6 protein-coding genes are annotated in these 17,247 nt (G+C 66.0%); 3 read left to right on the forward strand and 3 right to left on the reverse strand.

What is annotated here, in order from left to right; all coding sequences use genetic code 11:
* Nucleotides 1-28: 28 nt before the first annotated feature.
* Nucleotides 29-595 (reverse strand): GNAT family N-acetyltransferase, encoded by a 567-nt coding sequence (locus tag AC5Y2L_RS07355; protein WP_499934177.1) that lies wholly within the window; start codon nt 593-595, stop codon nt 29-31.
* A gap of 168 nt (nt 596-763) precedes the next feature.
* Between AC5Y2L_RS07355 and AC5Y2L_RS07360 the strand changes: the two genes are divergently transcribed.
* From AC5Y2L_RS07360 to AC5Y2L_RS07370, 3 genes are read left to right on the forward strand one after another with little or no spacing between them, the layout of a single operon-like run.
* Complete coding sequence (locus AC5Y2L_RS07360) at nt 764-5,842, forward strand: amino acid adenylation domain-containing protein (RefSeq protein ID WP_499934179.1); 5,079 nt, start codon at nt 764-766, stop codon at nt 5,840-5,842.
* Nucleotides 5,839-10,380 (forward strand): amino acid adenylation domain-containing protein, encoded by a 4,542-nt coding sequence (locus tag AC5Y2L_RS07365; RefSeq protein ID WP_499934180.1) that lies wholly within the window; start codon nt 5,839-5,841, stop codon nt 10,378-10,380. The genes AC5Y2L_RS07360 and AC5Y2L_RS07365 overlap by 4 nt, the downstream gene beginning before the upstream one ends.
* Nucleotides 10,381-10,391: 11 nt before the next feature.
* Nucleotides 10,392-13,922: a non-ribosomal peptide synthetase gene (locus AC5Y2L_RS07370; RefSeq protein WP_499934182.1), complete on the forward strand. Its 3,531-nt coding sequence runs from the start codon at nt 10,392-10,394 to the stop codon at nt 13,920-13,922.
* Nucleotides 13,923-14,005: 83 nt separating this feature from the next.
* Here AC5Y2L_RS07370 and AC5Y2L_RS07375 read toward each other — a convergent pair whose 3' ends face one another.
* Both AC5Y2L_RS07375 and AC5Y2L_RS07380 read right to left on the reverse strand, forming a co-directional pair.
* Entirely contained in the window at nt 14,006-15,151 is a 1,146-nt protein-coding gene (locus AC5Y2L_RS07375) for a hypothetical protein (protein ID WP_499934184.1), read from the reverse strand.
* A 563-nt stretch (nt 15,152-15,714) separates the two neighbouring features.
* Complete coding sequence (locus tag AC5Y2L_RS07380; protein WP_499934185.1) at nt 15,715-17,100, reverse strand: SagB family peptide dehydrogenase; 1,386 nt, start codon at nt 17,098-17,100, stop codon at nt 15,715-15,717.
* Nucleotides 17,101-17,247: the final 147 nt, after the last annotated feature.

Consider the following 17,247-nt stretch of genomic DNA (forward strand, 5'->3'; position numbering starts at 1 on the left):
CCTTTCGACGTTCAGGCGCGGTGGCGGGTTATGCGGTCTGGTCCCGGTCGAGCACCATCAGCGCGGCCCGCTTGCTCGGCAGATCGAGATCGGCGGCACGCCGGAACCCGAGCGCCTCCAGAGTCCGAATTGCCCGCGTGTTTTCGACATCGGGTTCGGCGACCACCCGGGTGCGCGGGTCTCGGCTCATCAGCCGGGCCACGACCGAGCGGATCATTTGCGCGGCAAGTCTGCGGCCGCGGCATTCGGCCGGGCCCAGCAGCATGTGCAAGCCCACGTCGTGCTCGCGGGCGGCGTAGTGCTGGCCGAGCGGATCAAGATCGGCGTGGTAGAGCTCCCAGTAGCTGTTCGGGACACCGTTCACGATGCCCAGGTACGGCGTGGAGTGCAGGCTGCGGTCTTGCCGGTGCAGGTAGGACGCGATCTCGGCCCGGGGCCACGGCATCTTCCAGAAGCGGGCTACCTCGGGGTCGTTCATCCACGAGTGCACGAGCTCCAGGTCCCGGTCCGGGTCGACGCGCCGGAGCGAGAAATTCCCGGCGAACACCTCGTGGTCCAGTGCGACGCCGCGGCGTCGCGAGGCCGGTGTGCTCACGCTCGTACCTCCCGCACCCCCCGGTGCCTCCCAGCCACCGCGGCCAGCAGACCTATGCAACTTAGCGAAGGCTAACATAAGCTGCTGAACTTGTAGTCGGTCGCGCATTCCGCCGACCGAAACACCCGCCACGCCCTGGCCTGGCAGGCAGAGTTGAAGGGTTTCGCTGTGACGACGGACGACGGCAAAACGTTGCGGGATCGCCGTCGGGAACTGCTGCGCAGGCGGATCGCCCAAAGCGGTTTGGCGGCCGAGGGGCCAGCCGACCGACCGCGCCTGAGTCCCGGTCAGCGTTACCCCCTGTCGGCCGGTCAGCGCCGGATGTGGTTCCTGCAGACGATGGACCCAACCGACTCCACGCTGAACATCTGTGTCGCCTATCGCCTGACGGGTGCTCTCGACGAAGGCCGTCTGCATGCCGCCTTCCGAAAAGTCGCCGCCCGGCACACCATTCTGCGCACCGGCTATGGGGTGGACACCGAAGGCGAGCCCTACCAAGTGTTTTCCGACGATGTCGAAATCGCTTGGCAAGTAAGGGATCTGACCGATGTGCCACCCGGTGACCGGCGTCAGCGGATCGAGGCACTGGCCCGCGACGAGTTCGGCAGGCCCTTTGATCTGACCGACGAGTTGCCGATGCGGATAATCCTCATCCGCGCCGGCGCCGGCGAATTCGTGCTCCTGCTCGTCGTGCACCACATCAGTTGGGACGACGACTCGTGGGCCGTTCTCGCCCACGACCTGAGCGCGGCCTACAACGGGCGGCAGCTTCACCAGGAAGCGCCCCAATACGTCGCCGTCGAGGTGCTTGACGCAGCCGCCGAACCCACCATCGCCGACGTCGGCTACTGGGCCGAGGCGTTGCGTCCGCGACCCGAACCGCTGCAACTGCCCGGTGTGGCCGCCGCGCATCCGTCGAGGCAGGCGCAGCGTCGCAGCAAGGCGCTGCCCGCCGAGCTTTTCGGCCGGGTGGAGGACTTCGCGCGCGCGCATTCGGCGTCCCCGTTCATGGTGCTGCTGGCCGTTTACGCCGTGCTGGTGCGCCGCTATACCGGAGCGCCGGATTTCCTGATCTCGGTGCCGGTGACCGATCGCAGGGCCGCGGCCGAGGGTGCCATCGGATATTTCGGCAACACCCTGCTGTTGCGGATGACCCCTCGGTCCCACGACACCTTCGCCTCGTTCGTCGGCGCGGTGCGGGAAACCTGCCTCGACGGCTTCGCCCATCAAGCCGTCGGCATCGACCGGGTGGTGCGCGAGGCCAACCCGGAGCGGATGGGCCACGACGGCATGGATCAGCTGGTCCGGCTGGGCTTTTCCCTGCGCAAAAGCGCGGGCGGGTTCGCCCTCGACGGCGTTGCCGTGCGCCAACTCGACCTGGGCGCGGTGACCGCGCATCTACCGCTGGCCCTTTCGGTGGTGCTCGACGCGCAGGTGACCGTCGAGTTCGAATACCAAACCGACGTGCTCAAGACTGCCCTCGTCGAGCAGCTGCTGACGCACTACGTGCAGCTGCTGGACAACGCGCTGTCTCAGCCGGAACGTCGGCTCACCAGTCTGGACATGCTCGGCACCGGCGAACGGGAAACCGTGCTGGCGCAGTCGCACGGTGAACTCGTCACCACGCCCGCCACCACACTGGTCGCCCTCCTCGAGGACGCGGCGGTTGCGATTCCGACGGATGCGACGGCGCTGGTTTCCGACGCGGCCGAACTGAGCTATGCCGAATTGGATCGCCGCACGAATCGCTTGGCGCGCTGGCTGATTGGCGAGGGTTTCGGTACCGAGGACATCGTCGGTCTACGCATGACCACGTCGATCGAGTTCATCGTCGCGATGCTTGCGGTGCTGAAAGCCGGTGCGGCTTACCTGCCCATCGATCCGGCCTACCCGGACGACCGCATCGATTACCTGATCACCGATGCCCGACCACAGATAGTGATCGGGCCGCAGGAGTTCCACGCCGCGCAGACGGCCGCCGCGCAGCTGTCCGACGCGCCGATCACCGACCACGACCGTGTTCGTCCGTTACGTCCCGACAACCTCGCGTACGTCATCTATACGTCCGGCTCCACCGGCAAGCCCAAAGGCGTTGCCGTCTCCCATCACGCGATCGCCGAGCACCTCGAGTGCTTCGTCGCGGAGTGGAGCATCACCGCCGAGGACCGGTTGCTGCAGTCCTCGTCGGTGAGTTTCGACGCCTCGCTCTCCGACATCCTGATCCCGCTGACGATCGGCGCAACCCTGGTCGTGCCCAAACCGGACGGCTTCGGCGACATTGCTTATGTCGCGGAACTGATTGGCCGCCATGGTGTCACCGTGCTGCACATGGTGCCGTCCATGCTCAGTACCGTCCTGCTGATGCGGCAGGTCCTCGACGAGGATGCCTGGCGGCAGCTGCGGCACGTGCCCGTGGGTGGCGAGGCGCTGGCCGGTGAGGTGGCGGACAAATTCGCCGGCTACTTCGACGCGCAATTGCGCAATCACTACGGCCCCACCGAGGCCGTCGTCTGCGCGACCCACATGGACGTCAAGGGCTCACACGGCGCGCGGGTGGTGCCCATCGGCGTACCGAACCGCAACGTGTACGCCTACGTGCTCGACGAGGAGTTGCAGCCGGTGCCCGCCGAGGTGATCGGGGAGCTGTACCTCGGCGGCGTCCAGTTGGCGCGCGGGTATCTGGGGCGTCCGGGACTGACCGCGCAGCGATTCGTCGCCGACCCGTTCAGCCCGGGCATGCGGCTGTATCGGACCGGGGATCTGGTCCGCCGCAACATCTCTGGCGACCTCGAATTCGTCGGCCGCGCCGACGAACAGGTCAAGGTTCGTGGTTTTCGCATCGAGCTCGGCGAAGTCGAGTCCGTCATCGCGGCGCATCCCGCGGTGCGGCACTGCCTCGTCGTCGCCGAAGAGCGTGAGTCCGGGCCCGCGCTGGCCGCCTACCTGGTGCCCGCAACCGCTGAAAACACCGGTCTCGCAAGTCCTTTGGACGACCTCGACCTGGACGAAATCCGGAGCCACGCCGCGTCGGCGCTACCCGAGTACATGGTGCCCACCGCGTTCGCGGTGATCCCCGAGATCCCGCTCACCGTCAGCGGCAAATTGGACAAGCGCGCGTTACCGGCGCCCACTCCCGTTGCGGTCCGTCGTTATCGTGAGCCGGCGACGCCCACCGAGCGCCGCATGTGCTCGATCTTCGCCCGCATGTTCGGTTGGGAGCGGATAGGCGCCGAAGACTCGTTCTTCGGGCTGGGTGGGCATTCGCTGCTGGCGGCGCGGCTGGTGGCACAGATCCGCGCGGAGTTCGGTGTGGAGCTGACCGTGCGCGCCGTGTTCGACACCCCCACTCCGGCCGGATTGGCCGCTCGGCTGGTCGACTACTTCCGCTCGGAATTCGACATCGACCTCGATGAGCTGGACGAGCTGGAAACACTGTACGACACAGGTGAATTCGACGCGCCGATCGATTCCTCGCACGGATCGCAGCCGGGCCGTCCACCACTCGTCGGCTCCGTTCGTCCAGAGCGGCTGCCGTTGTCCTACTCCCAGCTGGCCATGTGGTTCCAGTACCGGATGGAAGGCGCACGCGACGGCTTCAATCTGCCCTTTGCGTTGCGTTTCACCGGGCCGCTGGACACCGCCGCGCTTGCCGAGGCGCTCAACGACGTGGTGGCCCGGCATGAGGCGCTGCGCACCAATTTCGCTGAGCACGAGGGTGTTCCATATCAGTTTGTGCATCCGGCGGTTCGGGTCGAGCTGCCGGTGGTACCCGTTGCCGCGGGCGAGTTCGACGAGACGGTGACCGCGCTGCGCCGGCATGTGTTCACTCCGGAGTCCGGCCCGCTGCTCCGAGGGACCCTGTTGGAACTCGGCGCGCAAAACCATGTGCTGCTGCTGCTGGTCCACCACATCGTGAGCGATCACGCTTCACTCGGCATCATGTTCGACGACCTCGTCACCGCCTACCGAGCGCGGGTAGCGGGCAAGACGCCGCACTGGCCCGTCTCGCCGATCCAGTTCCCGGATTACGCAGTGTGGCAACGCAGTGCGTTCGGCACCGGCTGGGGAGAATCGGAGCTGGCCCATTGGCGCCAGGCGTTGGCCGGGCTGCCTGACGAGATCTCAGTGGCTCACGACCACGCCCGCCCGCCGGTGCTCGGCAAGCAAGGGGAGGTAGCGACTTTCCGGGTGTCAGCGGCTCGCCGCGGAGCGCTCACCCAACTCGCCGAGGAAAACGGCGCGACCGAGTTCATGGTTTACCAGGCTGTCCTTGCGGCGCTGCTGCACAAGCTCGGCGGCGGCCCGGACCTGCCGGTCGGCAGCCCGGTCGCATCTCGAGTCGATTCGGCCACCCAGCAGGCGATCGGTCTGTTCGCCAACATGGTGGTGCTGCGCAACGACGTGTCGGGTGATCCGAGTCTGCGGACCATGATTGCGCGCAGTCGGGACGTGGTGCTGGACGCGTTCGCGCATCAGGAATTGCCCATCGAACGCTTGGTCGAAGCCCTCAACCCACCGCGCTCGCGATCCCGGAATCCGTTGTTCCAGAGCATGCTTCATTTCCGCGGCGAGGACTGGGCGCTCGTTGCGCGCGACCTCACGCCGGAAACGACCGTCGTGCCGCTGCCGATGGACTTCGAGGTGTCGCTGCTGGACCTTGACCTGGGCATGACCGTGACGCCGGATGGCGAGCTGGACGTTCGGGTGGTAGCCAATGCCGATCTCTACCGGCCCGACACCGTCGCGCTGGTCGCCGACGCCCTCGACAGCACCCTCGATGCGTTCGTGACCACGCCGGATGCGCGGGTATCCACGCTGCAGTTGCTGCCCACGGCGGACATGGCGAAGCTGCTCGCACCTCCGGCTCCGGCGCCGCGACCGCAACCCGTCGTCGCCGATTCGGCGAAACACCAAGAGACGCAACGGGCGCTCATCGGGTTACTGGAAGAGCTGCTGGATATCACCGGTGTGGATGCCGAGGACAACTTCTTCGCCCTCGGCGGCGACAGCATCATCTCGATCAAATGGTCCGCCCAGGCCAACGCGCAAGGACTGCCGCTGACCCCGCCCATGGTATTCGAGCACATGACGATCGCCGAGTTGGCCGCCGCAGTGGACGGTTCCGCGGAACAGCCTGCGGCCGAAGTGGATTCGCCGCCGGCGCAGGAGTACACGCCGATGAGCGCATCCGGCCTGAGCGCCGATGCGCTCGCCGACCTCGCCGCATCCTGGCACCAACAGTCGTGACACCAGCACCGATCGAAGACGTTCTTGCGCTCAGTCCGCTGCAAGAAGGGTTGTTCGCCCTCTACCGGTTGGCCGAAGACAGCGTGGACCTCTACAGCATGCAGTTCGTCGTCGATGTCGACGGGCCGGTTGACGTCGAGCTGCTGCGCCGCAGTGGGCAAGCGATGCTGGTTCGGCACCCGAACTTGCGCGCCGCGTTCTGGGATCGGGACATACCCAAACCGGTGCAGGTCGTGCCCGCGCACGCCGAGCTGCCGTGGTTCGAACGCATCGCGACACCAACCGAATTCGACGCTATCGCCCGCTCGGAGCGGCGCCGGCCGTTTGACTTGAGACGCGGCCCGGCATTGCGGGTAGTGCTACTCACGGTGCCGGGCGAGACCCGGCGGCGACTGATCTTCACCGCGCACCACATTCTGGTTGACGGGTGGGCGCTTGCGGTGTTCTTCAGCGAGATGCTCGCCGTCTACCGGGCGGGCGGATCGGTTGACGGGCTACCGGCGCCGCGGCCCTACCGCGACTACATCGTCTGGCTCGCGGGGCAGGACCGGGGCGCCGCGATCGCGAAATGGATGCAGTATCTGCGGGGCGCTTCCGGACCGCTGATGATTGCCGACGCCGTCGAGGTCGTCCCCGGCGACGCGGTGCCGGACAAGACTGAACTGCTGCTGCCCGCGGCCGACACGGCACGGCTGCGGGAATGGGTGAGCCGCAACGGCTTGACGCTCAATACCGCTGTGCTCTTCGCCTGGGCGCTGGTGCTGGGCCGGCTCACCGACCGGCGCGACGTGGTGTTCGGCACCATCGTCTCCGGCCGTCCGGAGAGCCTGCCCGGCGTGGAAACCATGGTCGGGTTGTTCATCAACGCGGTGCCCGTCGTGCACCAGCTGAGCGGCACCGCCTCGGTGGTCGAGCAGTGCGCGCAGTTGCAGCGCGAGTCGTCGGCCATGCGTGACATCGGTTACCTGAGCCTGTCGGAGCTGCAGCGCGAATTCGGCCGCGGAAGTCTGTTCGACTCCCTGTTCGTCTTCGAGAACGCGCCCATCGAGGACGCGATCCGTCCGGTCAGCACACCCGACGGCGCATGCTTTCGACCGGTCGAGATGGAGAGCCTGACGCACTACCCGCTGACGGTCGTCTCGCACCTGCACGGCGACGCGCTGGTGGTGCTCGTCGAGGCGATCCGCGAAGCGCTGCCGCATCTTTCGCCGGCAGCGATAGGCGAGCGGCTGCTGGCGGTGCTGCGGCAGCTGCCCGATGTCGGCGATCACCCGCCCGACGTGCTCGACGTTCTCACCCCAGCCGAGCATGCCCGGCTCGCCGGGCTCACCACATCACCGGTGCCGGTTCTGCAGAGCGGGACCGTATGGGAGATGTTCGAACGGCAGGTCCGCGTCACTCCGGACGCCGATGCTCTCGGCACCTCCGAGGGCGAGCGCTATAGCTATGCCGAATTGCACCGGGAAGCAACCCGTTTGGCGGGGGCATTGGCCGAGCGCGGCGTCGGGCCAGAAGATGTGGTCGCGCTGCTACTGCCACGTTCGACCCGGTCCATTGTGGCGACCCTGGCCGTGCTCGCCGCCGGCGGTGCGTACCTGCCCGTCGACGTCACCCTGCCCCGGGCGCGGATCGAATCCATGCTCCGCCAAGCCAAGCCGACGCTCATCATCACCGAAACCGGACAGGCGCGGCCCGGCGCGGCGACAGCTCCCACCCTCGTCCTCGACGAACCTGCTGTGGCCGAACGCATTTCGCGGAACCGCGCCGTTGCGCCCACGGTGCGCCGTCACCCCGAACACAGCGCCTACGTCATCTTCACCTCCGGCTCCACCGGTGAGCCCAAGGGTGTCATCGGCACCAACGCCGCCCTGCTCGGCTACTTCGCCGACCACCGGGAGCGCGTCTACCGCCCCGCCGTGGCGCGGCTGGGCCGCCCGTTGCGCATCGCGCATGCCTGGTCGCTGAGCTTCGACGCCTCCTGGCAACCGATGGTCGGCCTGCTCGACGGCCATGGCCTGCACTTGTTCGACGCAGAAGAGATGCGCGATGCGGACCGGTTGGTGAAAGGCATTGCCGCGCATCGTGTCGACATGCTCGACACCACCCCGTCGCTGTTGGTACAGCTCGGTGCAGCTGGACTGCTGGAACAGGGTCTGGCGGTGCTGGCGCTTGGCGGTGAGGCGATAGATACGGCGTTGTGGCAGCGGTTGCGTGAGTTGGCCGGCGGCGGTGAGACCACTGTCTACAACTGCTACGGGCCCACCGAAATGACGGTCGAGGCGGTGGTGGCACCGGTGCAGAAGTACCCGGCACCGACGATCGGCACGACCAACGCCGGCACGTTCGGCTATGTCCTGGATTCCGGCCTGCGGATGGTGCCCGACGGCGTGGTGGGCGAGCTGTATCTGTCCGGCGCTCAGCTGGCCCGCGGCTACCTCGGCAGTCCCGCGCTGACCGCGGCCCGCTTCGTGGCCGATCCACTGCGGCCGGGTCAGCGCATGTACCGCACCGGAGACCTGGTCCGTCGCCTGCCGCACGGCGGTTACGCGTACCTGGGCCGAAGCGATACTCAGGTCAAGGTTCGCGGCTACCGCGTCGAGGTCGGTGAGATCGAGGCCGCCCTGCGGGGCCAGCCTCGGGTGCATGACGCGGCGGTGTCGGTGCTGCATCGGCAAACCGGGCCCACCCTGGTGGGTTTCGTTGTGTGGGAACAGAAGTCAACGGGCGACCTGCTGGGGCTGCGGGCCGCGCTCACCCAGCGCCTGCCGTTGTACATGGTTCCCGCGCGGATTCTGGCCTTGCCCGCGCTTCCGGTCAACGACAACGGCAAACTGGACGGCCGTGCCCTGGACCTGCTGGCCGATCAGGCGCTGTCGCCGGGCGCCGGCGACGGGGCGCCGTCAGCCTCCACCGATACCGAGCGATTGTTATGCGATGTGTTCGCCGAGCAGTTCAACGGCGTGACGCCGCATGTCGACGACGACTTCTTCGCCCTCGGTCTGGACAGCATCGTGGCAATTTCGGTGGTACACAAGGCGCGACGACGCGGTTTGCCGTTGAGCCCGCGAATGATGTTCACCGCACCCACGATTCGTCAGCTGGCGGCCCTGATCGACGCGGGGGCCGGCGCAGATGCCGCCGCGGAGCACAACGAATACGGCGAAGTCCTACCGCTGCCCATCGTGTCGTGGCTCTACGAATACGGCAACTACCGTCGGTTCAGCCAGACCGTGCTGCTCCGGCTTCCCGACGAGATCGACCGGGTGGCAATCGAATCGATACTGCAGTCGCTCCTCGACGGACACGACACCCTGCGGGCAATCCTGACCGAAACTCCCGATGGGCCCCGCCTGGTCACTCGCGAGCCCGGTGTGGTCCACGCGGCCGATGTGCTGACCCGCGTCGAGCTGGAAGACTCGACTGACGCCGAATTGACCGCGGCCATAACGAGCGTTGCCCGCAAGGTGCTGGATGAGATCGACCCGCATGCCGGGGCTATGGTGCGCGCGGCCTGGTTCTCCCGCCCCCAGAGCGGCGATGTGTTGCTCATCACCGCGCACCACCTGGCGGTGGATGTGGTGTCCTGGCACATCATCTTGGGCGACATCGCGGCGGGCTGGCGCTCGGTGAAAGAGGGCGCGGCGCCGAAGCCATTGCCCGAATTCAGCTCCTACCGGCGATGGTCACAGTTGATGTGGGAGCGGGCCGGCGCACAGGACGTTCAGGCTCAACGCCAGTACTGGATCGCGCAAGTCCGCGGTCCCGATCCGGCGCTGGGCAGCCGGCATCCCGACCCCGCCCGCGACACCTGGTCCACCGTGCGCGTCACCCCGGTGGTCACCCCGGGTGACGTCACCGGACGGGTGTTGGCCGCCCTCACCAGGGAAGAGGGGGTACGCGAATTCCTGCTCGCCGCAACCGCAATGACCATCGCGAGCTGGCGGCGCTCGCGCAGGCAGGATTCGGCGTCGGGTGCGCTGATCACCCTGGAGGATCACGGGCGCGCCGATGCGTTACTCGACACCGACACCACCAACACCGTCGGGTGGTTCACCGCGGCTTTCCCGGTGCGACTCGGGGTGGGTACGGCGGCCGTCGATGTGCAGCGGGCCGAGGCGGATCCCGACGCGGCCCGCAAGATCTTCGAAACGGTCGTGACGCACCTCAAAGCAATCCCCAACGAGGGGTTGGACTATGGTCTGCTCCGCTATGGCGGCGACGTTTCGGAATTGCAGCAGGCGACCGAGGCGCAGATCATGTTCAACTACATGGGCCGAATGGATCTGAGCGGTGCCGACGAGCAACCGTGGGCGCTGCTTACCGGCGCCGCACTCGATGCCCTGCCGGTCGCTACCGAGCCGGATCTGCCGCTGCGGTTTGCCCTGTACGTCAACGCGCTTGTGCGGGCTACGCCGGATGGCCTGGAACTGATGACCAACTGGCTGTGGAGCGATGCGCTGTTCGCCGGGTTTGACATTGACCGGCTGGTGCAGCTCTGGCAACGCGCAATCGCCGCTCTCGCAGCCGCTCTGGCGTAGGAAGGAACGCAATGGACCCGCTGCACAACGACGCCGGACGAATCAGCCGAGACGAGGTCAGGGCGACGGTCGCGGCTCAACTCGGGTGCGCGGCGGCAGACGTCGGTGACGACGACGACCTGATCCAATTGGGTTTGAACTCGATCCGGATGATGGCGTTGGCCGGAGGCTGGCGCAAACGCGGGGTGAATGTCACGTTCGCGCAACTCGCAGCCAGTCCGACGGTGGAGTCCTGGTACGGACTGCTGTGCGCAGCCGAGGGGGACGACATGCCAGACCCGCTCGCGGCGGCGCAGCCGAGCCAACCGGTCGCCGAAGAAGACCCCTTCCCGCTGGCCGGCATGCAACACGCGTACTGGATAGGTCGCTCCGATGAGCAACAGCTGGGCGGTGTCGCCGCTCACCTGTACGTCGAATTCGATTGCGGAGACCTCGATCCCGGACGGTTGCGGGGCGCGGTGTCCGACCTGGTAGCGACGCATCCCATGCTGCGGACCCGATTCCTGCCCGACGGGACCCAACAGACCCGGCCACACCCAGACCGGCCGGTATTCGACGTCGTCGACCTGCGCGGGCAGCACCCCACCGCGGTGGAATCCGCGCTGGCGGAGTTGCGCGACCGCAAAACCCACCAGCGCTTGGCGATCGAAGACGCTCAGGTCATCGACGTCACGCTGACGCGCTACGAGGACGGTTCCGGCGACATTCGGACCCGTTTGCACCTGGACATCGACATGTTGGCCGGCGACGCCATGAGTTACCGCATCCTGGTTTCGGACCTGGCGGAGCTCTACCGGGGCGCGACGCTGCCCCCACCCGGCTATAGCTACCGGCGTTATCGGACCGAGCACGCCGGAGATTCGGCCGCGCGGGAGCGGGACCGGGATTGGTGGCGGCGACGGTTGCCCGAGATGCCAGGCGCCCCAGAGCTTCCCACCGTCCCGGTGGGCGAGCGCAAGGCGCCGCATCGCACCGTCCGCCATCACCACTGGCTGGCACCGGCAGCCAAGCGGACGCTGGTGGCCGGGGCGCATCGGCGCGGTGTCACCCCCGCCACTGCCCTGGCAGCGGTGTTCGCCGACACCATCGGCGGTTGGTCGACGCAGAGCAGATTTCTGCTCAATGTTCCGTTGTTCCACCGAGTGCCGGTGCACCCAGACATCGACCGTGTGGTCGGTGACTTCACCTCGTCGCTGATGCTCGAGGTCGATGTCAGCGCGAACGTCTCGGTCATCGAGCGGGCCCGGACAATTCAGCGCAGCATGTACGAAAGCGGCTCGCACGCCGCCTATTCCGGCCTCGACGTGCTCCGTGATCTGGGCAGGTACCGGGGCGAGCCGGTGCTGGCGCCGGTGGTCTTCACCAGTGCGCTCGATCTCGGCGAACTGTTCGCCGACAACGTGATCCAAACCTTCGGTGAGCCGGTGTGGATCATCTCGCAAGGCCCCCAGGTGCTGCTGGATGCCCAAGTGACGGAGTTGCGCGGCGGTCTGCTGGTCAACTGGGACGTCCGCGAGTCGGCGTTCCCGCCCGGGGTGATCGACGCCATGTTCGCCAGATTCACCGAGGCGGTGGATCGGCTGGCCCAGGGCGACGCGGGCTGGGAGGCAGAGGCGGCCGTGCGATTGCCGGCCGCGCAGGCGGCGGTGCGCGCGGCGGTCAACTCAACCGACGGTCCGGTCAGCGGGCGGTGCCTACACCAGGGCTTCTTCGAGCATGCGGCGGCGACGCCGGACGCGCCGGCGGTGGTGTCGGATACCGGGGAGGTCGAGGTCTGGAGCTACCGCGATCTCGCGCAGCAAGCGCTGGCGGTTGCAGGAGCGTTGCGCGCCAACGGTGTTCGCACCGGTGATGCCGTCGCGGTTCAGCTTCCCAAAGGACGGGACCAAGTCCTCGCGGTACTCGGGGTGCTGGCCGCGGGGGCAACGTATGTGCCGATCGGCTTCGACCAACCGGACGCCCGTCGCGCGAAGATTCTTCAGACCGCCGACGTCGCGGCGGCGCTCACGGTCGACGGTGCGAGCTACGAATCGGAAAACACTATCTCGTGCCTATCCATCGATGGGGTCCGCCAGTATCCGGAGCCGTTGCTCGAGCCGGTCTTGCCCGATACCCGCGAGATCGCCTACGTGATCTTCACATCCGGATCGACAGGGCTGCCGAAAGGTGTCGACGTGCCGCACAGCGCGGCGATGAACACGATCGACGCGGTGAACCAGTGGTTCGGAGTCAACAGCACCGATCGAGTGCTCGCGCTGTCCGCCCTGGAGTTCGACGCTTCGGTGTACGACATTTTCGGCATGTTCTCCGTCGGAGGATCACTGGTGGCCGTCGACGCCGAGCAGAAGGCCGATCCCACCACCTGGCCGGAATTGCTACGCCGTCAACGGGTTTCGCTGATCAACTGCGTGCCGAGCATGCTGGACATGATCTTGGAGCTCGGCGGCGATCGGCTGGGCGACTCGTTGCGCGCCGTCACCCTGGGCGGTGACTGGGTGGGCGCCGACCTGGCCCGCAGACTGGCCAGGCAGGTGCCGGGATGCCGCTTCTCCGGCCTCGGCGGTGCGACGGAGACGGCCATCCACCACACCATCTGCGAGGTCGTGGGTGACCCGCCGGCGCACTGGACGACCGTGCCATTCGGTGTTCCCTTACGCAATGTTCGATGCCGGGTGGTTTCGTCGTCGGGCCGCGACTGCCTCGACTGGGTGCCCGGTGAGCTCTGGGTCGGAGGCGCCAATGTCGCTGCGGGTTATCGAAAAGACCCGCGACGTACCGCGGAGCGCTTCGTCGAGCACGACGGCATCCGCTGGTACAAGACCGGCGACATCGCCAGATACTGGCCCGACGGCACCATCGAATTCCTCGGTCGCACAGACCATCAGGTACAGATCCGCGGGTATCGGGTCGAACTGGGCGAAGTGGAAAGCGCGCTGCGCACCGTGCCCGGGGTACATCACGCCGTCGCCGCTGTGGTCGGCGCCAATGCGCCAAAGCTGGTTGCCGCAGTGGCGGGCGATCCGCACGAGGTCGGGGACATCGGCGCGGCGCTCGCAGATCTGTTGCCCGGCTACATGATTCCCACCCGGACGGTGTTCTTCTCCCAGATTCCGTTGACCCCGAACGGAAAACTTGATCGTCGCGCTGTGGCCGCGCTGCTGGAGCCAGACGCGGAAGCCGCTGTGCGCGGCGACGAACGTGCCGGTGCCCCGCGGAACGACGTGGAAGCGGTGCTGGCGGAAATCGTCGCCGAGGTGCTGGGCCTAGCGGGCCCGAGTTCGCTTGGCGTACACGACGATTTCTTTGCGCTCGGCGGCGATTCGGTGTTGGCCACGACCGTCATCGCGCGGGTGCGCGACTGGCTGGAAATCGACCATGCCGTGGTCGCCGACCTGTTCGCCACCAGAACCGTGGCCGGCTTCGCCGAACGTCTGCAAAGCCGAGAAGTGCAGCGGGGCACGCCAGAACGGCTGGCGATCATTGCGCGCCACTACCTGGACGTCGCCGCGTTGACCGACGAAGAGGTGCTCGCCGAAGGATGATCAGCCTGCGGCTCGCGCGCCCAGAATGATGCAGCCAATGTCTTCATTGGCTGGATTGAAGCTCTCGCGCTTGCTGCTCGCGCCTAGAACCACGGACCGCCGTAGTCGCCGGTCGACCCGCGAGCCAAGTAGTCACCGCGCGAGGGTGTGTGATGACACGACACGCCGAATGAATCGAGGTAGCAATCATCGCTACTGGCCTGTCCCGCCCCGCCGCCGACGAGGTAGACCCACCCACCCGCGAGTTTCATCACCGGCATCAGTTTCCAGCCCGCTGACACCGACTGCGACGAGTGGTAGTCAATCACGGGGTTGTCCGACGCATTATTCACATAGAGGTAGCCACCGCCGAGGTGGATTTTTGATATTTTGAGTCCTTCAAGCTGGTTCGCAGCTAAGTTGAACACGACCTTTTTCGCCGCCATATCAAACACCGTTACATATTCAGTGTGCGAAGCGTCCTGCAGCAGAACCGAGTCACCATAGACGTTGAGATCGGTCGGGAAAAATGGGCCAGGTTGTAGAAATGGCGCGAACGGGCCCGTTATGTCGTTTGTCCGCATGTCGAAATAGAACACTCCGGGCTGCTTATCGGCCGGGTCGGCATGTGCCCCCTGATCGTGCTGCAGCAAGAAGCCGTGGTCAACCGCAACATGTAATCCGACGTTGCGGAAGATCCCAACCTCGCCGCCGCCAGCGCGGTCGAAGACATGCAAGTCGTAGCTGACGAAATAGCCATTTCCTGGTCCGCGATTACCGCTCGTCGTTGCGTAACCGTCATAATTCGTCCCCGACAATGGATGGTCGGCGTCGGCATGGGTCTGGGCCGTTATGTCTAGCGTGTTCGCGTCGAAGAATGCGATGTCAGTAAAGGTCTCGTTGATTGATGTTCCGCCGAGCGTGTGCACGACGGAGAATCCGTTTGAGGCTGGATACAGGTACCAGTTGTCGTCGGCGCTTAGCGGGAACGGTTTGACGGCGACTGGTTTAGTCGAGGACGGGTCCATTGCGACCAGGTCGGTCCGTTTGGCCTCGGGAGTCAGGCCGTGTGATGGTGTCCTCGTGGTGAGCAGGTAGATGACTCGCTGGCGACCGTCAGCAAGCGTGGTGACGGTGCAGGCTTGGGACACCAGTTGTTCCGTGGGCGCGAGGGGCGGCCGGGGAAGCGTCACGTTCTTGCCGGACGCCGGATCGAATAGTTGCGCTGTCTGATCGAAGGTGGCGGTCACCTGTCTGCTGCATCCGGTGTAGACCGTCGACGAGTTCCGGCTGAGGTGATTCCCAGCGGGTAGGGAAGACCTCGTAGGAGGCTGGGATGGCGAATTCGATGCGCTGGTAGATGTTTTGGCGCCCGCGGAACGACTTCCATTCGAAGGTGATGTCGAACAACCCGCGGCCGCAATCGCCAGCCAAGTAACTATGCTGACGATTGCAAAGCGCTTCGCCGCTTGAATCACGCAGCCTCCTTGTGTAGGACGTTAAATTCCCGCAAGTACCCGTTAGGGCTCCGCATGCACAGTTCACGGTCCAGTGCCGCAGGCAGCCGTGGTGGTGATGGCGCCCATGCATATTGCGATGATTGCCGCCCGCTTCAATGCCCCCACCGCAGCGAAAGTTAGGGCGCCCAGCATACGTCCCCCCTACGTATGGAAGCCACAAATGGATGATGGTGCCATGGATATATCAGACCCACACACTGTCGGCAAACCGAAACTGGACATCACGCAGCGCAACAGTCGAGAATTCATCCGTTCGTACTAACGGGCAAAGCTGAGTGGGTGTCGAGCAGATGCTAGGACCATTTCGCTGAGTCGGGCTCACTGAGGGGCGCGCCGACGATGATGCTGCCGACGCTGCATTCCTGGCGTTCGTCGACGCCGGTGGCCGCGACGAACGCCGCGGTGTCGCCGAAACCTTGCGCGCAGGCACCCAGGCCCATCGCGGTCGCGGCCAGATAGATGGTCTGCATCAGTACACCGACATCCTTGAGGATGGCGGCGTAGCCGATTTGTTCGTAGGTCCACATGATGCGGCCGCTCCGTGCCGCCATGACGACGAGCACCTGCGGTTCCGCACCTTCGGTGAGCGTTGCCGCCGCCGGCTTGATCAATTGGGACACGGCGCGAGAATCTGTGGCGGCGACCGGGCGCAACGCGTGATCGAACGAGTCGTAGTGGTACATGCGAGGTTCCAGGCCGGCGACGTTGCGCACCACCGGGTAGAGCTCGAGCTCATAGAGGCCGCCGCCGGAGGGGTATGGGCGGGATAGCAGTTCCTCGCCTTCGTCGACCGGTAAAGATTTGCGGGTCCGCGCTGTGCGGTACAGCAACTCGGCGAGCTGTTCGATGGTGATGGGGTTGGCGTCGTCGAATGTTCTTGTCGAGACCCGATCTTCGAGAACTGCGGTCAATGTCGGGTCTTGACTTCGTCTGGCCGACAGGTCGGGGACAGGCAGCGTGACCGGTGTGCCTGGGTAGTTCGGGCGGCGCGCGGGTGGCTGCGGGAACCGGCCCTTGGCCCACTTGGTCGGACCGAAATGTTCCCACGTGACGGTGCGTTCGCCGAGCGTGCTGCGACGATGAAACCACAGATCCGGTGCGCTCCAGCTGAGGGCCTCGAAGCCACGGTCCTCTTGGCCGTGTCGGACCAGCATCCCGCTCCACTGCAGATCCTCGACGAACCGCGCAGCGACGGCACCGGCGGCGCCGTCCGGTGCGTCGAGCAGCACCAGCAAGTTCGGGTCATGGATGCGCACGTCGCACCAGGCCAGCGGATGCTCGAGCACTAATCCTTCCGAATCACGGTGCAGCACAGCGAATTTCGATAAGACGAGGGAGTCTAGCGGTCCGGCCGCGCGGGCCGGGGGCTGACCGAACGGCAATATGGTGTAGCGATCCCGCATCTCGTCGCGCACGGTGAAGGTCAGCCAGCCGCCGGCAGCGAGTTGATCGATGAGCCCCGCGACACCGCCGGACGCCTGGCCGGTCCCCGCCAAATCGGAAACCGTTGCCGGCCTCACGTTTAGGATTTTGAGGGCTCGTAGTTGATCCGGCGTCAGTCGGGTCAGCTTTTCGGTGCGCGGAGGATTCAGCAGTACGGCGCCGGCAGGGGTGGTAAGACAGGTGACACCGGAACGGAATGCGAATTGCGTCTCGTCGGGGTATCTGCTGACGGACAACCGCAACCCTTTACGTCGAATGCCATTTGCCGTGCCGCGCCCATCAAGGTAGGTGAGCAATGCACCCCGGCAACAACGCAAATCCGGTACGCCGGTGGGAGGGATTTTAATCTGGCGAGCGACTAGGTCGCAGTCCAGCCGCCCAGG

It is taken from the genome of Mycobacterium sp. NGS66 (assembly GCF_059812225.1).

Bases quoted from the DNA above. Each gene is read 5' to 3' on its own strand.
- AC5Y2L_RS07370 (WP_499934182.1), top strand. From the start codon at position 10,392: ATGGACCCGCTGCACAACGACGCCGGACGAATCAGCCGAGACGAGGTC.